General features: G+C 65.5%; 20 protein-coding genes and 2 tRNA genes. 8 read left to right on the top strand and 14 right to left on the bottom strand.

Translation table 11 applies throughout. The features are described from left to right. Positions 1-9 precede the first annotated feature (9 nt). Entirely contained in the window at positions 10-495 is a 486-nt protein-coding gene (locus INQ42_RS06700; RefSeq protein ID WP_194033597.1) for a DUF2721 domain-containing protein, read from the bottom strand. 62 nt (positions 496-557) lie between these two features. Here INQ42_RS06700 and orn point away from each other — a divergent pair, with 62 nt between their 5' ends. Next, the gene (gene orn / locus INQ42_RS06695; protein WP_194035792.1) at positions 558-1,151 is read left to right on the top strand and encodes an oligoribonuclease; all 594 of its coding nucleotides are present in this window, start codon (positions 558-560) and stop codon (positions 1,149-1,151) included. Here the strand turns inward: orn and INQ42_RS06690 are convergent. Together INQ42_RS06690 and ppsA are read right to left on the bottom strand one after the other, a co-directional pair. Continuing rightward, positions 1,096-2,019 (bottom strand): mechanosensitive ion channel family protein, encoded by a 924-nt coding sequence (locus INQ42_RS06690; RefSeq protein ID WP_194033596.1) that lies wholly within the window; start codon positions 2,017-2,019, stop codon positions 1,096-1,098. The two genes, orn and INQ42_RS06690, sit on opposite strands and share 56 nt — an antisense overlap. Before the next feature lie 93 nt (positions 2,020-2,112). Next, positions 2,113-4,491, bottom strand: coding sequence for a phosphoenolpyruvate synthase (gene ppsA / locus INQ42_RS06685; protein ID WP_194033595.1), 2,379 nt, complete (start codon positions 4,489-4,491; stop codon positions 2,113-2,115). Between the two features lie 131 nt (positions 4,492-4,622). Between ppsA and ppsR the strand changes: the two genes are divergently transcribed. From ppsR to INQ42_RS06665, 4 genes are all read left to right on the top strand, one after another. Beyond that, positions 4,623-5,444: a posphoenolpyruvate synthetase regulatory kinase/phosphorylase PpsR gene (gene ppsR, locus INQ42_RS06680; RefSeq protein WP_194033594.1), complete on the top strand. Its 822-nt coding sequence runs from the start codon at positions 4,623-4,625 to the stop codon at positions 5,442-5,444. A gap of 65 nt (positions 5,445-5,509) precedes the next feature. Then, on the top strand, positions 5,510-6,001 hold the full coding sequence (locus INQ42_RS06675) for a DUF1249 domain-containing protein (protein WP_194033593.1): 492 nt from the start codon (positions 5,510-5,512) through the stop codon (positions 5,999-6,001). A gap of 45 nt (positions 6,002-6,046) precedes the next feature. Beyond that, positions 6,047-6,122: transfer RNA gene (locus INQ42_RS06670), tRNA-Ala, on the top strand. A gap of 66 nt (positions 6,123-6,188) precedes the next feature. Next, positions 6,189-6,264 (top strand) — tRNA-Glu (locus INQ42_RS06665). Between the two features lie 95 nt (positions 6,265-6,359). Here INQ42_RS06665 and INQ42_RS06660 read toward each other — a convergent pair. Then, positions 6,360-7,385, bottom strand: a complete 1,026-nt coding sequence (locus INQ42_RS06660) for an SDR family oxidoreductase (protein ID WP_194033592.1) — start codon at positions 7,383-7,385, stop codon at positions 6,360-6,362. 76 nt (positions 7,386-7,461) lie between these two features. Here INQ42_RS06660 and INQ42_RS06655 point away from each other — a divergent pair, with 76 nt between their 5' ends. Further along, complete coding sequence (locus INQ42_RS06655) at positions 7,462-7,602, top strand: hypothetical protein (protein WP_194033591.1); 141 nt, start codon at positions 7,462-7,464, stop codon at positions 7,600-7,602. A 24-nt stretch (positions 7,603-7,626) separates the two neighbouring features. Here the strand turns inward: INQ42_RS06655 and INQ42_RS06650 are convergent, their stop codons facing one another. From INQ42_RS06650 to INQ42_RS06620, 7 genes are all read right to left on the bottom strand, one after another. After that, on the bottom strand, positions 7,627-8,196 hold the full coding sequence (locus INQ42_RS06650; RefSeq protein WP_194033590.1) for a diguanylate cyclase: 570 nt from the start codon (positions 8,194-8,196) through the stop codon (positions 7,627-7,629). Positions 8,197-8,326: 130 nt separating this feature from the next. After that, positions 8,327-8,464 carry a hypothetical protein gene (locus INQ42_RS06645; protein ID WP_194033589.1) on the bottom strand — a complete coding sequence of 46 codons (138 nt, stop codon included), beginning with the start codon at positions 8,462-8,464 and terminating at the stop codon, positions 8,327-8,329. 179 nt (positions 8,465-8,643) lie between these two features. After that, positions 8,644-9,558 carry an NAD(P)/FAD-dependent oxidoreductase gene (locus tag INQ42_RS06640; RefSeq protein WP_194033588.1) on the bottom strand — a complete coding sequence of 305 codons (915 nt, stop codon included), beginning with the start codon at positions 9,556-9,558 and terminating at the stop codon, positions 8,644-8,646. Between the two features lie 28 nt (positions 9,559-9,586). Further along, on the bottom strand, positions 9,587-10,507 hold the full coding sequence (locus INQ42_RS06635; protein WP_228064295.1) for an FAD:protein FMN transferase: 921 nt from the start codon (positions 10,505-10,507) through the stop codon (positions 9,587-9,589). Between the two features lie 25 nt (positions 10,508-10,532). Next, positions 10,533-12,761, bottom strand: a complete 2,229-nt coding sequence (locus INQ42_RS06630) for a PepSY domain-containing protein (RefSeq protein WP_194033587.1) — start codon at positions 12,759-12,761, stop codon at positions 10,533-10,535. Between the two features lie 27 nt (positions 12,762-12,788). After that, entirely contained in the window at positions 12,789-13,259 is a 471-nt protein-coding gene (locus INQ42_RS06625; protein ID WP_193983164.1) for a DUF2271 domain-containing protein, read from the bottom strand. A 34-nt stretch (positions 13,260-13,293) separates the two neighbouring features. Then, complete coding sequence (locus tag INQ42_RS06620; RefSeq protein ID WP_193983162.1) at positions 13,294-13,623, bottom strand: PepSY domain-containing protein; 330 nt, start codon at positions 13,621-13,623, stop codon at positions 13,294-13,296. Between the two features lie 82 nt (positions 13,624-13,705). On the opposite strand from INQ42_RS06620, the gene INQ42_RS06615 reads away from it, so the two are divergent. Both INQ42_RS06615 and INQ42_RS06610 read left to right on the top strand, forming a co-directional pair. Next, positions 13,706-14,374 (top strand): response regulator, encoded by a 669-nt coding sequence (locus INQ42_RS06615; RefSeq protein WP_194033586.1) that lies wholly within the window; start codon positions 13,706-13,708, stop codon positions 14,372-14,374. Beyond that, positions 14,371-15,705, top strand: a complete 1,335-nt coding sequence (locus INQ42_RS06610; RefSeq protein ID WP_194033585.1) for a sensor histidine kinase — start codon at positions 14,371-14,373, stop codon at positions 15,703-15,705. Before INQ42_RS06615 ends, INQ42_RS06610 begins: the two co-directional genes overlap by 4 nt. A 10-nt stretch (positions 15,706-15,715) precedes the next feature. Here INQ42_RS06610 and INQ42_RS06605 read toward each other — a convergent pair whose 3' ends face one another. From INQ42_RS06605 to INQ42_RS06595, 3 genes are all read right to left on the bottom strand, one after another. Next, entirely contained in the window at positions 15,716-16,114 is a 399-nt protein-coding gene (locus INQ42_RS06605) for a hypothetical protein (RefSeq protein ID WP_194033584.1), read from the bottom strand. 73 nt (positions 16,115-16,187) lie between these two features. Beyond that, a complete protein-coding gene (locus tag INQ42_RS06600) occupies positions 16,188-17,420 on the bottom strand; it encodes a sensor histidine kinase (protein WP_194033583.1) in 1,233 nt (410 codons plus the stop codon). Continuing rightward, the gene (locus tag INQ42_RS06595; RefSeq protein ID WP_194035790.1) at positions 17,417-18,088 is read right to left on the bottom strand and encodes a response regulator transcription factor; all 672 of its coding nucleotides are present in this window, start codon (positions 18,086-18,088) and stop codon (positions 17,417-17,419) included. The genes INQ42_RS06600 and INQ42_RS06595 overlap by 4 nt, the downstream gene beginning before the upstream one ends. Positions 18,089-18,136 lie beyond the last annotated feature (48 nt).

Raw genomic sequence — 18,136 nt, 5'->3', positions numbered from 1 at the left:
GCGCCTGAGTCAGAACGGCTGCGGGATGGTGGAATCCTTGTCCAGTTCCGCCCGCAGCTCGCGCTCCAGTACCCGCAGGCTGATCCGTGCCTCCTGCCCCAGGCACAGCGAGGCGGCCAGCATCAGCAGCACGCCGAGTACCGCCAGCAGCGTTGGCAGGTAGCCCAGCTGATAATGGAAGAACGCATCGGCGGCGATCCCGATGCTGGTGCCCACGAACGCGCTGAGCGCGGCGTACAGGATCCGCAGCGCGCCCAGCACCAGGTACGAGCGCCGCCGGTGGTAGCCGATCCGGATCTCCAGCTCGGTGCGCATCGGGCCCGGCACGGTGTCGCGCAGGTGCTCGATCTCCTTGCGCATGCGGTCGACCACGCGCGCCAGGCGGTTGTTGGAGGAGATCAACAGCGAGCCGGTGGCGGTCAGGAAAAATGCGGGGGTGATCATCGCCGAAATCACCGCGTAGTGGTTCGGATCGGCGAAGGGCGTGGCAGACATGCAGGCTTCCGTTGCAGGGTGACGGTATGATGCCTGCCCCCTCCAAGCGACGCGAGCCCCCGATGGCCAACGGCCCTGTCAATGCCGACAACCTGGTCTGGATCGATCTGGAAATGACCGGTCTGGACACCGACAACGACGCGATCCTCGAGATCGCCACGGTGGTCACGGACAAGCAGCTGAACGTGCTCGCCGAAGGTCCGGAACTGGCCATCGCCCACCCGCTGGCGACCCTGGAGGCGATGGACGACTGGAACCGCAACCAGCACGGCGGCTCCGGGCTGTGGGCCCGCGTGCTGGAGCAGGGCGTGTCGCTGCAGGAGGCGGAGCGACAGACCCTCGCATTCCTTGCCCAATGGGTGCCGGCGAACGCCTCGCCGATGTGCGGCAATTCGATCTGCCAGGACCGCCGCTTCCTGCATCGCCAGATGCCGAAGCTGCAGCGCTATTTCCATTACCGCAACCTGGATGTCAGCACGGTCAAGGAGCTGGCGAAGCGCTGGGCGCCCTCAATCAGCGCCGGCCTCAACAAGCAGGCCAGCCACACCGCCATGAGCGATGTTCACGACTCGATCAATGAGCTGCGCTACTACCGCCGGTTCATGGGGGCGTTGGGTGGTCTTGAGCCGGCTGAGCGCCTTTCGGCCGAACGTTGAGCGGGACGCGCCCGCCTTCCCCGTCCCGCGAGTACAGCACCACCTCACGCTGCTGGAATCCGGGTGAGACGCCCGCCTTGTCGTAGGCCTTCTTCAGCGCCTCCAGCAGCGCGCACTTGGTGACGAAGTTGTCCGCGTTGTTGGTATAGCAGCGGACGCCAAGATCAATATGGTTCTCGCCCAGGGCGTAGACAAGCACGCTGGGAGCCGGCTCGGCGAGAATGCGCTCGTCTGCGTGCATCAACTCGATGGCGATTGCCCGGGCGGTGTCGATATCGGCGGTGTAGCTGATCGGCAGCGACAGGCCGATGCGGCGCATGTCCTCGGGCGTGTGGTTGATGATCGAGTCGCGGGTGATCAGGCTGTTGGGCAGCACGATGACCTGGTTGTCGGCGCCGCGCACGCAGGTCTGGAAGATGCTCACCGCCTCGACTGTGCCGACCTCGCCGTGGATGGTGACGAAATCCCCCACCTTGAACGGCTTCAGCGTCACCAGCATGACACCTGATGCGATGTTGGACAGCGAATCCTTCAGCGCCAGGCCGATCGCCAGCCCGGCCGCGCCAAGCACGGCGATCATCGAAGTCATCGGCACGCCGATCACCTGCAATGACGCCAGAATCAGCAGCATGGTCATCGTCACCGAAGCGACCTTGCGCAGGAACAGCGAGGCAGTCGTGTCCACGCGACTGCGATCCAGCGCCCGAATCCCCAATGACAGGATCCAGCTGATCACATAGCGCCCGACGAGGAACAGCAGCAATGCCAGGCCGACCCGGATTCCAAGGCCAGTCAGGGCTTCGGTCCACTCTCCGGCCTGGGCATGGGCGAGCCAACTGCCGGTCGCGATAGTCGTTGTCGATTGCATCCAGATCTCCTCATGTGCGACGCCCCGCGGTCAGGCGGGGCGTCGAATGTGGACCGGATTCTAGGACGGGAGCCGTTAGCAGCCCGTCACGTCTCAGCCAGCCGCCTTGGCCTTGGCCAGTCGCAGCCAGGTATCAACGACGGTGTCCGGGTTCAGCGACACCGAATCGATCCCTTCCTCCATCAACCACTGGGCGAGGTCGGGATGGTCGCTCGGCCCCTGGCCGCAGATACCGACGTACTTGCCCTTCGCCTTGGCGGTCTTGATTGCCATCGACAGCAGCTTCTTCACCGCGGGGTCGCGTTCGTCGAACAGGTGCGCGATCAGCCCCGAGTCCCGGTCCAGGCCGAGGGTGAGCTGGGTCATGTCGTTGGAGCCGATCGAGAAACCGTCGAAGATCTCGAGGAACTCCTCGGCCATCAGCGCATTCGATGGCAGCTCGCACATCATGATGATCTTCAAGCCGTCCTTGGCCTGTTCCAGGCCGTTGGCGCGCAGCACCTCGACCACCTTGCGACCCTCGTCCAGGGTGCGCACGAACGGGATCATGACCCACAGGTTGGTCAGGCCCATCTCATCGCGCACCTTCAGGACCGCGCGGCATTCGAGTGCGAACGCATCGCTGAAGCTCGGGTCGACGTAGCGCGACGCGCCACGGAAGCCGAGCATCGGGTTTTCCTCGTCCGGCTCGTAGGCCGCGCCACCGATCAGGTTGGCGTACTCGTTGGTCTTGAAATCCGACAGGCGCACGATCACCGGCTTGGGCGCCACCGACGCGGTGATGGTCGCGATTCCCTCTGCGAGGCGGTCGACGTAGAACTGGACCGGGTCGTCCCCGTATCCGGCGATCTTCGCATCGATCTGTTTCTTTGTCGCCGCATCCTGGCGGTCGTATTCCAGCAGCGCCTTGGGGTGGATGCCGATGTGGCTGGCGATGATCATCTCCAGCCGCGCCAGGCCGATGCCGGCGTTGGGCAGCATCGCGAAATCGAAGGCGCGGTCGGGGTTGCCGACGTTCATCATCACCTTCAGTGGCGCCTCGGGCATCTTGTCCAGATCGGCGACGTGGCGCTCGAAGGGCAGGTCGCCGTCGTAGATGAAACCGGTGTCGCCTTCGGCGCAGCTCACCGTCACCGTCTGGCCTTCCTTGATGGCATCCAGCGCGTTGCCGGTGCCGACCACTGCGGGAACGCCGAGCTCGCGGGCGATGATCGCCGCGTGGCAGGTGCGGCCGCCGCGGTTGGTGACGATTGCGGCGGCGCGCTTCATCACCGGCTCCCAATCCGGGTCGGTCATGTCGGCAACCAGAACGTCGCCGGCCTGCACGCGGGCCATGTCGTCAAGTGAACGGATCACGCGGGCGACGCCACTGCCGATCTTGTTGCCGATGGAGCGGCCCTCGCACACCACCGGACCGCGCTCGCCCAGCTGGTAGCGCTCGATCTGGGTGGCGTGGCCGCGCGACTTCACCGTCTCCGGGCGCGCCTGGACGATGAACAGCTTGCCGCTGACGCCGTCCTTGGCCCACTCGATGTCCATCGGGCGGCCGTAGTGCTTCTCGATGATCAGCGCCTGGCGGGCCAACTCGTGCACGTCGTCGTCGTTGATCGAGAAGGTGCCGCGCATGTCGGTCGGTGTGTCCTCGGTGCGGACGCGCTCGCCGGGCTGGTCGGAGTAGATCATCCGCAACTGCTTGGCACCGATGGAGCGGCGCAGGATCGCCTGCTTGCCCTCGGCGAGGGTGGGCTTGTAGACGTAGAACTCGTCGGGATTGACCGCGCCTTGGACGACCATCTCGCCCAGGCCGAAGCTGGAGGTGATGAAGACCACTTCGCGGAAGCCGGACTCGGTGTCCAGGGTGAACAGCACGCCGGATGCGCCCACGTCGGAGCGCACCATCAACTGCACGCCAGCGGACAGGAACACGTCCTCGTGCTTGAAGCCGTGGTGCACGCGGTAGGCGATCGCGCGGTCGTTGTAGAGGCTGGCGAAGACTTCCTTCACCTTGACGACGACGTCGTCTTCGCCGGTGACGTTTAGGAAGGTTTCCTGCTGGCCGGCGAAGCTGGCGTCGGGCAGGTCCTCGGCAGTCGCCGACGAGCGCACCGCCACGGCCACGTCGCCGCCGCCGTTCTCGTCACACAGCTGGCGATAGGCGATGCGGATGTCGCGGTCGAGCTCCGGCTGCAGCGGAGCGCCAATCACCCAGTCGCGGATGTCCTTGCCGGCCTCGGTCAGGGCGGCGACATCGTCGACGTCCAGCGGCGCGAGGCGGTCGAAAATCCGCTGGTGCAGGTTGTTGTGGGCGATGAAGTCCTTGAACGCCTCTGAGGTCGTCGCGTATCCGCCCGGAACGGAAACACCGAGGTTGGACAGATTGCCGATCATCTCGCCAAGCGACGAGTTCTTGCCGCCGACGCGGGCCAGGTCGTCCAGGCGCAGCGCGTGCAGCCAGAGGATATTCTCGTTCAAAACTGTGTATCTCCGTGGGGGGACACGCCGCTGGGCACGGCGAAGCCGCTATGATCGCCGCTGCGCCGGGTGCTTACAAGGTTGATCTGGCGGGCTTTTCAATCCCGGCACACTGCGAGGTGGTACATCCGATGAGCGACACACGCCCTGTGTTCTACATATCCGACGGTACGGGCATCACCGCGGAGACCATCGGCCACAGTCTGCTGACCCAGTTCAACGGCACCGACTTCATTGCGGAACGCATTTCGTTTGTGGACAGCGTGGAGCAGGCGGAAGACGCCGTGGAACGGATCAAGGCATCGGCCGAGACCCACGGCGTGCGACCGGTCGTGATCAACTCCTGCATGGACAGCGACGTGGGCGAGGCGTTGGCCAAGAGCGGGGCGCTGATGCTGGATGTGTTTGCGCCCTTTATCGAACCGCTGGAGCGCGAGCTTGGCCAGTCGCGCATGCGCCACGTGGGCCGCGCGCACGCGATTGTCGATTTCGACACCTACCATCGCCGTATCAACGCCATGAACTACGCGCTGACCCACGACGACGGCATCGCGATCGACTACAACGATGCCGATGTGATCCTGGTTGCGGTGTCACGGGCAGGCAAGACGCCCAGCTGCGTGTATCTGGCGTTGCAGTACGGCGTGCGGGCGGCCAACTACCCGCTCACTGAAGAAGACCTGGAGCACGACCGGCTGCCGGAGCGGCTGCGCAAATTCCGCGACAAGCTGTTCGGACTGACGATCGACCCGCACCGCCTGCACCAGATCCGCCAGGAGCGCCGCCCCGATTCGCACTACGCCAAGCTGGAGACCTGCAAGCGCGAGGTCGCTGCAGCGGAAGCGCTGTTCCGCGCGGAAAGAATCCCCACCCTGAGCACGACCAACACCTCCATCGAGGAGATCGCGAGCAAGGTCATGACCACGCTGCGGATCAATCGCGAGATGTTCTGAACCGCGCTGTTCCGGGTCCTTGCGGGGTGCGGCCCGCAATCGGGACGGACGTGTAGGATCAGTGCATGTCCAGTTCTGTCGCCACTCGCCGCCTTCCTTCGCTCGACCGCTTCGGTTGGTTGATGGCCTTGTATGCCGAAAACCATGTCCGCCTGCGCCGCCTGTTCAACACCTCCGATCTCGCGCCGGGGAGGCACATCTCCAGCGTAGGCGATGGCCTGGACCTGCGTGTGGAAGTGCTGCTGCAGCACCGCTACACGACCGAGTTGCGCGTGAGCTACACGATGGTGGACCCGGTGACCGGGATGCCCGACCCGTCGGCCTACCTGCGCCATTACCACGACGCCAACCAACTGGAGGCCACGCACTGCTACATCGGTCGTCGCTGGCAGGATGTGCTGGGCATGTATCCGCTGCCGGCGGCCCTGATCAGCCATCGTCTGCGGATGAACACCTTCCTCGGTAAATGGCTGGAATACCTCGCCGAGCGCGGGCACGGAGAGGGCACGTTGAGGCTGGAAAGTGAAAGTTCCGCGGAAATCCTGACCGGGGCTTGACGGTTCCCGGATAGCGCTCTAACCTTACGGACTTTCCAGCCCCGTGGGGCCATAGCTCAGCTGGGAGAGCGCCTGCATGGCATGCAGGAGGTCGGCGGTTCGATCCCGCCTGGCTCCACCATTTCAAATGGTTTTTGTACCTGGTTGTGTGAAAGACAGCCGGAAAAAAAGGTACAGGGACTACCGCGTCCCCATCGTCTAGAGGCCTAGGACACTGCCCTTTCACGGCGGCGACAGGGGTTCGAATCCCCTTGGGGACGCCACTTCAAACCATTGATTACCTTAGGGTATTCAAGCAATCAAGGCCCCGGGAACGGGGCCTTTTTTGTGTCTGCAACCCGCGCGGCGTCGTCGCCGCTCAGCCCCTCGGTCCGCCCATCACCGGCAGCACGATCCCGCTGATGTAGGAGGCGGTGACCGGCGAGGCGAGGAACACATACGCAGGCGAGAGCTCCTCGGGCTGGGCGGCGCGCTTCATGTCGCTGTCGCGTCCAAACTCGCCGACCTCGTCGGCCGGCTTGTCGGCCGGATTGAGCGGGGTCCAGACCGGACCGGGTGCGACCGCGTTGACCCGGATGCCGCGCTCCAGCAGGTTGCTGGCCAGGGACTGGGTGAAGGCGTGGATGGCGCCCTTGGTCGCGGAGTAGTCGAGCAGCGACTTGTGCCCGAAGATGCCGGTTTCCGAGCCGGTATTGATGATGCTGGAACCCTTCTTCAGGTGCGGCAGCGCCGCCTTCGCCATGCGGAAGTAGCCGCCGATATTGGTCTGCAGGGTTTCCTGCAGGTGCTCCTCGCTCAGGTTCTCCAGGTCGTCGGCGTGCAACTGGAACGCCGCGTTGTTGACCAGTACGTCCACCCCGCCGAGCGCCTTGACCGAGCGCGCGACCGCGCGCTTGCAGAACGCGGGATCCTTGACGTCGCCGCTGATCAGCACGCAGTTGCGACCTTCGGCTTCGACGGCCGCCTTGGTGGCCTTCGCGTCCTTGTGCTCGCTCAGATAGACGACGGCAACATCCGCGCCCTCACGCGCAAACAGCACGGCCACTGCCCGGCCGATGCCCGAATCGCCTCCGGTGATGATCGCTTTCATCCCGGCCAGCTTTCCGCTGCCCTTGTAGTCCGGCGCGTCATAGCGCGGCTGCAACTGGAGTTCATGCTCGTTGCCGGGCTTGTCGATGTGCTGGGCCGGCATCCGGACAGGCTGCTTGCGTGTTCCGGCCTGCACTGCCCTGGGCTTTTCGCTTGCAGGCTTCTTGGCTTTGGGCACGGACGACTTTTTCTCGATCGCCTTCTGCAGATCCTTCTGGTGGTCGGCTGCACGTGCCGCTTTTTTTGCCGGCCCGGTGGCTTTTTTCCCGGTGCCGGAGCTTGATGACGTGGCCATGCGGTCTCCTGTATTGGCGTTGCGCCAGCGCGGGCGCGTGGAGCCATCAACCTAGGGCCAGCGGATTCAAAGGAGAGTGAAGCGCACCGCACCGGTTCACATCGCGGTGCGCTGGCTGATCTGGATTTCCGGGATTTTCCAGACGCCGCTGCCGCTGTGGCTGGCCGCGCTGCAGATGATGGGCAACGCGGACGTGGTTACTGCGGCCGCGGGGTAGGGAAGCAGGCAGTTGCGCTTGCCCCTACGCGATGGCGCCGCGTCCCGACTTCCGCGCACGCAGCGTCCGGCGAAGCTCCATAAGGCCGGGCGCGACAACAATGGCGAACGAGGCTGCGAGGACGCCAGCGATCAGCGCTGGCTCAAATCCGGGTGCTCGCAGGCGCAGCGACCAATCCGCGCTGAGGGGTGCAAGCAGCGACCTTGCCTGCGGCCAGTGCAGAAGGACGATGACCGCCAGTCCGGTAAGCGGCAGGATGATCAGGAATGCATGGACGAACTGCTCCAGTGCGGAGATTCGCCGCAGCGGTGCCGTGTAGCTCAAATCCCAGTACGCGGTGGCCGTATGTGCCACGGACGCAACGATCGCCAGGAGCAGCACACTGGCGTCCACCTCAAGAAAGAGGATCGCGAGGATGGGAAGCCCCATCTGGGCGGTCTGCAGCAGGTGGAGAACGGACTCGCCGACCCCGGAGGTGTGGGCAATGTCGGTGCGGGCGTGGCACGCAAAGTCGGCTGCGCCGGCCACGAGCCACAACGGGAAAACGACATAGCCCAGAAAGCCCCAAAGCAGGGCGGCGGGAATCGGATCCATGGAAGCGTCCTCCGTCGATTGCGCATCGTTCCTCTGCCTGAGAGGGTCACGCCCGAGAGTAACTAAGAACTGCCTGCAGAATCGAAAACGCCCGCGTTGCGCGGGCGTTTTGGTTACTGGCCGCGGAAACTCAACGGCTCTTGGTGTCGCTCTTTTTGGAGCTTTTGGACGTATCACCTGACGCCGACTTGCCGCTCTTCTGATCCGAACCGCTGGCGTGTTTCTTGTCAGATTTGCTGTCCGTGGACTGCTTCTTGTCGGTTGGCATTTTCCGTCTCCTGGCGAGTGCCCTCTAGCGGGCGAGACAAAAATTATTCCTCGATTTGTGACGGCGACGTGGTGAAAACGGCCGCCTGCGCAGCCCGCGACAGTGGCGTGGTGAATCGTTCATTTTGATGTCAGTTCGGCCTGCCCGCTGGTCCGGGTTCGCAGCGGCCGGCAAGCGGCTCAGCGCGGGTTGCGCGGAAGGCTGCCATGGACCGCGGTCGCGGCGATCGCGGCCTGTCCGACGGCCACGCTGATCTGGTTGAGCGCGCTGACCACGTCGCCTATCGCGTACACGCCGTCGACGCTGGTTTGCATGTGGTCATCGACGTTCAATGCGCCTGCGTCGTCGGTCGCGGCGCCAAGCGGCAACAACAGGGAAGACTGGACGTCGGAGCCAAGCACCGGATACAGGGTATCGAAGCGCCGCCTGGATCCATCCGGAAGCTGAGCCTCACAGCCGCCATCGACCAGATGCCACCGGTCCGGCGCCGGAAGCAGCACCACGCCGCTGGCGGTGGCCCGATCCTGCATGGTCGGATCCTCGTCAAGGCCGTCGGTCGCGATGGCGCTGACGTCACGCGAGAAGGTCCGCAGGAACTCGGCGTGGCCGATCGCCTCCTCGCCGCGGCCCAGCACCGCGATCGCGTCATCCCGGGCCTCATACCCGTCGCAGACCGCGCACAATCGGATCGCCCCGGTTGCGATGGCATCGTCGGCGCCTTCGATCTCGGGCAGCAGGTCGACCACGCCGGTGGCCAGGATGATGCTGCGGGCGCGCCATCGGCGTGTCGCTGAGCGGGCGATGAAAATATCCCCGGAGCGTTCCAGCGCGTCCACGCGGTCCTCGACCACGGGCACGTCGTACTGGGTGGCGTGCTCGCGGAAGCGGCCCAGCAGCTCATTGCCTGCCACGCCAAACGGAAAACCCGGGCAGTTGTGGCTTGCCGGGATCCAGCGCGCGCGGCTCTGACCCGCGTCGACCAGCACGAGCTTGCGACGGAAGCGCGCCAGGTAGGTCGCCGCCGTCAAACCACCCGGACCGCCGCCGATGACAAGACAATCAAGAACCGTATCGGCGGTATCAGGTGCAATCATTACGCGCTCCGGTAGAAAGCGGTGGATGTTAGCCGACGTGGATCTCCTGAAAGCCGTCGCCATCGTGCAGGGTGAACAGTGCCTCCATTCCACGTTCACGCGCCAGCCTGACCCCTTCCGTCTCGCCCAAGGCGAGCAAGGCGGTCGCCCATGCGTCGGCAAGCATGCACGTGGCGTCCACGACGCTGACCGCGGCGAGTCGGTTGCTGGCCGGCTGCTGGCCGGTGGCGTCCATGGTGTGCGGGTAGCTGCGGCCGTCATGCTCAACCCAGTGCCGGTAGTCGCCGGACGTGGCAATTGCCGCGTCAGCCAACTCCATCACCCCGGTGACCTCGCGCACACCGCGGACAGGCTTCTCGATCGCGACGGCCCAGGGACGGCCGTCCGGCTTGCTGCCGCGGGCGCGCATCTCACCGTCTATCCCGACGAGGTAGCGGGTAATGCCGAAACCGTCGAGACAGCAGGCCAGCTGGTCGACCCCAAAGCCCTTGGCGATCCCCGCGAGATCCAGAGTGATCGCCGCCCGCTTGCGGACGCGGCTCTGCGGGGCGTCCAGTTCGAGGATCTCGGATGCGGCGCGGCGGACACCCGCTTTACGAGCGGCGATCGCCGTGAGGTCGATCGCGCCCCGGGCGGGGCCGAAACCCCAGGACTGGACCAGATCGCCGACGCCGATATCGAACGCGCCCCGCGACTGTCGACCGACCTGCAGGGCGGTTTCCAGCACCGCGAACAGCTCCGCCGGAACCGTGGTCCATTGGTTGATCGGTGCGGCGTTCAGCCGGCTCAGATCGGAATCGGCCTTCCAGCTCGACATCTGTCGATCGACGGCATCGACCGCGGCGAAGAGCCGCTGGCCAATGTCCGGCTCATCGACGCCCGGCGCGGCAAAGAACAGCGCGCTGTAACGGGTGCCCATCGTCTCGCCGTGCAGGCTGTACCGCTGCATCACCGCGACGGATGAATCAGCGGATTCAGAAGACGTCTTCACGGTAGCGCCCCTGCAGTTTGAGGGTGGCAACATCCAGGCCGATCGGAGCCACGATGGCGTCGATGGTCTGCCGGATGCTGTCGGCCATCGCGCGGCCGCCACAGACCAGGATCTGAGCGCCGTCTTCAATCAGTCGCCGCATCTGCGAGGAGTGGTCCAGCAGCCGGTCCTGCACGTAACCGCCATTGGCGGTGCGGGAGAAAATCGCGTTCAACCCGGTCAGCCGGTGATCGGCCAGGTAGCCGTCCAGCTCGGGCTCGTAGAGGAAGTCCGACGCCGGGTCGCGGCCGCCCCAGTACAGATACATCGGGTGTTTACCGGTGTTGTTGCGGATGAATCCGGCCAGCGGCCCGATTCCTGTTCCGGCGCCGATGAGAACCACCGGCGACTTGCCCGAGGCCGGCCGGAAGTCGGGGTTGGGTTGGATAAACGCATCGATCCGGGCGCCGGGTTGCAGGTCGTGAAGCATCCCCGAACACAGGCCGCCGGGGTGCTTGCGCACACAGATTTCAAGGAAGCCGTCGCTGGATCCGCTGGCAAGGGAATAGAACCGCGGGACCGGGCTTCCCGGCGCCACGATTCCCACCAGATCACCTGCGTCGAAGTGGGGCAGCTCACTGATACCGAGCATCCGACGCAACCTCCCGCGAGCGCGCGGTGAGGCGACCGGCCCGAAGCGCAGGATGCTGGTCGGCGCATTGACCTGGGCACCGTAGTCCATCCGGCTGATCAGCTCGAGTGGGCGGGTTTGGGGGTGGGACGGTACGTGTGTCAGCCCCAGCTTGAGGGACAGTGCAGGTTCAACCGCCTCTCCCCAGCGCGCGAACTCCTGCGAGGACTGCCTGTCCACGGTGTCCAGCTCGAGAAATTCGGTCCAGCCGCGGCCAAGCAGCGCGTCGCGGGCGTCCTTGGCGAACTGGCAGAACCGCGGGAACTGGCGATCGCCGAATCCCAGGACCGCGAACGCCGGGTTGTTGTCACCGCTGAACCTTCCCAGGCGCGCAAGGAACTGCCTGGCCGATGTGGGCGCGTCTCCGTCACCGTAGGTGGCGGTGAGTACGAACAGGTGGCGTGCCTGGCGATATTCCTTCGCCAGCAGGTTCATCGGGGCGGTGTGCACCCGCTTGCCGGCCTTGTGCAACGCGTCGTGCAACGCGTTCGCAAAGCCCCAGGTGCTGTTGCCTTCGCTGCCCACAAGGATGACGGTGTCTGCCGCCTGCGCGCCGCTGTTGTTGGCGATGCGCGGCATCAGGCGGCGACGCTGCCACCACATCACCACGCCGGTGGCGCTCATCACCGGAACGCTGAGTGCACAGACGCCCAGCAGGAGACCCAGCCACCACAGTCCCTCGCCGGTGTGCAGGCGGTAGATCAGTTCATGGGCGTTCTGGACCCGGTCATGTGGCTGGAAGACCAGCAGGACGCCCGTGGCCTGGTCAATGTAGCCGTCGCCCTGCGCGGTGGCGAGCGAGTAGAAGTCCGAGGGAGTGTCCGGCATCGGATAGACGAGTTCGCGCAGGTCCTGGAGATCGATCTCCAGCAGAGCGGGCAGGGTGCCCACCGGTACCGGCGCGGCTGGCGTCTCCACCGCAGTCGGGAACGCAGGCTCGGTGTCCGCCCCCTCGGGTATCAGGCCGAAGGTGGTCGCCGACATGAGGATGCCGGTCAGCGCGGACATCAGCAGCCCCAACAGGGCGATTCTCCCGAGCTCCGAGTGCCAACGCTGGCTGAAACTGCCTCGCAGTGGGCGCAACAGCTGCCGCCATCCCCCGACGCGCTTGAGCAGCAGTGCCATGCCTGACACGCACAGGACCAGCATCGTCAGCGCCGAGATTCCGGCCGCGGCCCTGCCCGGCGTGTCTGCAAGAAGCGAGCGATGCAGGTTCTTGATCCAGCGCGTGGTGGGCGAGGTCGCATACGGGCCGATCGCCTTTCCGCTGAGCGGGTCGACACGCATCGCCTCGGCCCGGTCATCCTGGCTGTAGTAGACGATGATCGAGCCGGACGGGCTGCGCTGGATCTGCTCCACGCCGACGAAGTTCTCGGCTATCCGCTCCGCAAGCAGGGCGACGCTGACCTGCCCACGCTCCGGCACAGTCGTTCCCAGCCGGTCAATGGCTGGATTGACCGACAGGATCGCGCCGCTGATCGCCAATACGGCGATCAGCAGCCCAAGGACAAGAGCGGGCAGTGAGTGAATCCGACGCAACATGATGCGGACCTCCTTCAGGCCGATCGATTACATGTCGTAAGTGAATGACTGCACGTAACCGCGCCCCGCAGTCGCTTTGCCGCTGCCGGCCTTGGTCAGGGGCGCCCGCACGTCGGCGGGATTGTCGCGACCGTCCTCCACCGCGGTGTCGATCCGTATTTCATAGCCGGCATCGATCAACGCGTCCTCAAGTTCGGCGGTGACCTTGAGGGTGCGCCCGCTGCCGACGCTCGCGCCGCTCACGCCGTCAAACTCGCTCGCCCGCATGCCGCTGCCGCGGGCCCAGTCGCGCAGGTTCTTGTAGTACTTCGACTTCTTGCCCGAGACCCAGAGTGTCTTGTGGTACTTGCCCGCGGCATCGGTGACATAGATGGCCAGGTAGGCGCCGTCACCGCCGTGGGCTTTCATCTGGGTGGTCAGGGTGACCGGCCGGGCATCAGCCAGTGCGGGCAGGGCCATGGCACCGGCCAGGCAGAGGGATAGGACGAGCTTGTTCATGTTGTTGCTCCTGCAATCGGGTGGGTGGCGGACTTCACTTGGCCCTCTGGTCCGGTTTTCGGTCCAGGTAGTCGCGGGCGCCGCCTTTGCCGTCGAACTTGATCTTCAGCTCACGGATCTGCAGCGATGCCGGGGAGTACTCGGCCTTGAAGCGGTTTCCCAGCTTGTCGGTCCCGCGGACTTCGTAGCAGCCGTCGTCGACCTTGATGCGCTGGACTTCCCAGCCCTGTTGTTCCAGCTGCTGGCGCAGGACTTCCCGCGGCTGCCAGTCGGCTACGGGATCGGTACAGTCGTCACTGGCCAGTGCGCCGCCGCTGAAGGCGAGGCCGACGAGGACGACGCCGGTCAGAGTGAGCAGTTTCATGAGCGCGATCTCCTTTGAGTGGGTGCAACGTGGACTCTGGCGGAGCATCCTGATGCCAGCCTTAAGGCGGGGGTTTTTTGCAATGCGGGTACTGTTGATCGAGGACAACGCCGACCTGGGCCAGGCCGTGCGCGAGCAGATCGGCGATGACGGACACGCGGTGGATTGGGTGCAGACCCTGGCTCACGCGCAACTGGCGATCGGCTCGACTGCGTACGACCTTCTCCTGCTCGACCTGATGCTGCCCGACGGTCGCGGCATCGATTTCCTGCGCCGCCTGCGCTCGGCCGCCGACCGCACGCCGGTCATCATCCTGACGGCCATGGACCAGCTGTCCGACCGCATTGCCGGCCTCAACGCCGGGGCAGATGACTACCTGGTCAAGCCGTTCGACCTGTCGGAACTGTCCGCCCGCGTGGCTGCCGTGGCGCGTCGTTACAGCGGCAATCCGAACCCGCGGTTGCAACTGGGAGAGCTGTCCATCGACTTGACGGATCGAAGCATCCAGCGCGAAGGGGAAGCCATCGCCTTGACGGCGCGGGAATGGGCGCTGCTGGAAGCCTTCCTCCAGCGCCCGGGCGCGTTGTTGTCGAAGTCCCAGTTGGAGGAACGCCTGTACGAGTTCGGGGCCGAGATAGAGAGCAATGCGGTGGAGGTCCATGTCAGCCACCTGCGTAAAAAGCTCGGCTTCAACGTGGTCGATACCGTCCGCGGCATGGGCTACCGGTTGGGCCGGCTCGAGCAGCCATGAAGGCGGCGGGCAGTCTGCAGAAGCAGCTCGTTTACGGCCTCACTCTGGGGATCGTCGTGTTGTGGGTGGTCGCGACCGCCCTGTCCGGGCTGATCGTGCAGAACCGGCTCGACGATGCGTTCGACGATGCGATGCAGGGCGCTGCGCAGCGGATCCTGCCGCTCGCGGTAATGGACATCCTCAATCGCGAAGAGCCACTTACCCAGCAGAGGGTGGCGCCACTGAATGCGCTTCCCGGCCAGGTCGCGTATCTGGTGCGCGACCGCGAGGGCACCATCCTGCTGCAATCGCGCGACGCCGACCTGACGGTCTTTGGCCCACCGACGATGCAGGGCTTCAGCACGACGCCGACTCACCGCGTGTACGGCGCCAGTGCACTGCGCGACACGCTGTTCCTGCAGGTCGCCGAACCCCTGTCATATCGCCGCAAGGCCGCGCGGGATGCCACCTTTGCCCTTCTGCTGCCACTGCTGTTGCTGGTGCCCGCCAGCCTGCTGGGCGTCTGGCTGTTCGTGCGTTTCAGCCTGCGCAGCGTGCGCTCCTATCGACGCGCGGTCGAAGCCCGAGGCGTAGGTGACCTCTCGCCGATCCAGACCGCGCCCTTGCCGCTGGAAATCCGTCCGAGCGCGGATGCGGTCAACAACCTGATTGATCGCCTGCGGCGTGCGCTTGAGACCGAGCGCAGGTTCACCGCCAACAGTGCGCACGAGCTGCGCACCCCGCTGGCGGCCGCGCTTGCCCAGGTGCAGCGTCTCCGCCATGAGGCGGCCGACGGACCGGTCAAGGAGCGCGCAGCGCAGATCGAGGCATCGCTGAGGGAGCTGGCGCGCCTCGCAGAGAAGTTGATGCAACTGGCAAAGGCGGAGGGCGGGAGCGTGCTTGCGGAGGTTCCCCAGGACCTGGCGATGCTGCTGAACCACGTTGTGGGAGACCTGCAACGCGTGGCCACGGTTCCCATCCAGCTGACGCTGCCGCCGGATGGGCCGGTCCTCTCACCGATCGATGCAGACGCATTCGCGATCCTGGCGCGAAATTTGATCGAGAACGCGTTGAAACACGGCGCGCCGGGACGTCCCATCAATGTCGAACTGACCACAGACGCGCGGCTTAGCGTCGTCAATGCCGGCGACGTCCTGGACCCCGCCGAGCTGGCACAGCTGACCGAGCGTTTCGTCCGCGGCAGCGGTCGAGCGCCCGGCTATGGGCTGGGATTGGCGATCGTCTCGACCGTTGCGACGGCGGCACGCGCCGAGCTCAAATTGGCCTCGCCCGCCACTGACCGGGCAGACGGATTCCAGGCCTCAGTGCAGTTTCCGGTTGCCGGGATGTGATTCGGGGCGCTCAGTGCAGCCCGCTGCGGTCGGCCGCGCTGCTCGCGGATGAGGATGGGGTGGTCTTCATTTTCTCGTCAAGCTGGGCTTCGAATTGCTGGAACTCCAGTCCGAGCTGTCGCGCCTCCGCGTTGGCGGCATCGCGCAGCGCATCGGAGAACTTGAGCGTTGCGGTGGCGCCGGTGCGCTCGTGCATCGAGGCGGCACGGCGGATGAGGGCAAGCATGGTGGCGGCGCTGTCGGAGCTGCCGACCATCTTGCCGTCCATGCCGAGCACCCATTCGCCATCGCGGCGGACGATTCCACCCAGCAGCTTGCCGGCCGCATCGCGCAGGTCGGCGTGGGGCTCGATGCCCGTATCGGGGGTGTCGTCATTGTCGTTGCGGCTGCCATTGAACTTGCTGGACATCAGGATTCCCTACTGTTGCGGGGCGCATCAAGCGGTGGTGCGGGGACGCCACAGGATACGGCAGGGCGATGTCCTATCCCTGAGCGAGTCGTATATCGACGATGCCTGAGGCGGCGTTGGTGTCGTCGATCTCCCAGCCGATGCGGTGGGCAAGCCGGCCGACCAGGGTCAGGCCAAGGCGACGGTCGCTGCTGGCAGGGCGGGGCCTCGAGGTGGTGGGTCGCCGGGAGTCATCGCCGTCGAACACGAACGAGATCCTGCTGTCGCAGATCGAGACACGCAGCGCTCCCTGCACGCCCGGAGGCAGCAGGCGGCGCAACACGCCGTGGACGATCAGGGTCGCGTCGCTCGCCGGCAGTTCCATGTCGATCTCGGGGCCTTCCAGGGCGACGCTCACCGATCCGTCGGCGATCGAAGGAACCCCTTTCAAGCAGGACAACAGCCAGCCGCGCAGTTCCACCGACTCTGCCAAATCCACCCGGTGGCGGGCCAGCCGCATCAGGGCATCGATGAGTTCCGACAGTTCACGGATGCCGCGGTCCAGGCGGTGCAGACGGGGCTGCAGGGCCGGCATGTCGGCGCTGTCCTCCAGCAGCAACTCGGTCGCGCCGCGCACGACGGAAATCGGTGTGCGCAGTTCGTGGCTGGCATCGCCCAGGAAAGCCTGCTCGGCTTCGGCGGCAGCGGCCAGGCGGGCCTGGTAATCATCAATCGCCGTGGCCAGCTGTCCCAGTTCGTCGGGCGGCAGTTGGGCTGCGAGCGCCGTGCGCTCGGGCTGGGTCGGCAACGCGGCGACGGACTCGGCCAGTTTCTGGACCGGGCGCACGACCCGACCCGACAGGAGCCATCCCAGCCACGCGCTGAAAGCGGTTCCTGCTAGCACCACCACGGCGAGGACGAAGGCGAGGTAGCGCTCCAGCGCTTCAATGTCGTGCAGGTCCATCACAAAGAACAGGCGTCCGGCCGCGGTATCGAACACGCCCAGGAACACCTCGTCGCCATCCCGGTCGCGTACCTCACGGATCCCCGGTGCCTGCGCCAGGAATACGTCCGGAACTTCGCCGCGGTTGCCCGGCAGCAGCTGATAGCCGCTGACCCGGTCGCTGCGTGGAAGGTCGATACCGGGCTCGCGCTGCAGCCGTTCGGCGTAATCATGTGCCTGGCCGGTGAGGATGGAGTCCACCAGGACGCGCTCGTACTCCTCGGCGATGAACACCACGCCCAGCGCAAACACCACGCTCAGGACGGCGCCCATGGCCGTGTACAGCAAGGTCACGCGCGTGCGCAGCGGCAACGGGAACCTCATTCGGGTGGCACCAGGCGGTAGCCGATGGCGTGCACGGTGCGGATCAGTGGCGTGTCGAACGGCTTGTCCACCAGGTTCCTAAGGTCATACATATGCGTGTGCAGGGAGGCTGCATCGCCGCCGCGGTTGCCCGCAACGGCCCGGATCAGCAGGTCATGGGTGACCACTCCGGGTGATCGTTTCATCAGCAGCTCCAGGATGCTGCTCTGGCTGCGTGTAAGCGCGATCCGGGAACCGCCGCGACTGGCGACCATCGCCTGGACGTCCAGTTCCAGCGGGCCGGTTACGAGCGGCACCAGTGGCGAGGGCGCACCGCGACGGTGCAATGCCCGTATGCGCGCTTCCAGTTCCTTGAGTTCAAACGGCTTGACCATGTAGTCGTCCGCGCCCTCATGGAACCCGCGGATCTTGTCGTCGAGCGTGTCGCGGGCTGTCAACATCAACACCGGTGTTCCATGCCCGGCCTCGCGCAGCTGCCGGCACAGGTCCAGTCCGTCCAGGCGGGGCAGGCCAAGGTCCAGCACGATCACGTCGAATGCGATGCGCAGGGCCTGTATCAGCCCGGTCTCGCCGTCGGCGGCGTGGTCGACCTCGTGGCCGCGGCGCTCCAGGAAGTCCCAGATGTTGGCGGCGATATCGTGCTGGTCTTCCACGATCAGGATTTTCAGGGAGTCGGACATTGGCTCTGCTGGGGCACGGATCCAGGCAAGTCTAGT

It is taken from the genome of Lysobacter avium (assembly GCF_015209745.1).
Lineage (GTDB): Bacteria > Pseudomonadota > Gammaproteobacteria > Xanthomonadales > Xanthomonadaceae > Novilysobacter > Novilysobacter avium.
The sequence above is the reverse complement of the archived record's forward strand: the minus strand, read 5'-3'. Positions and strand labels throughout refer to the sequence as shown.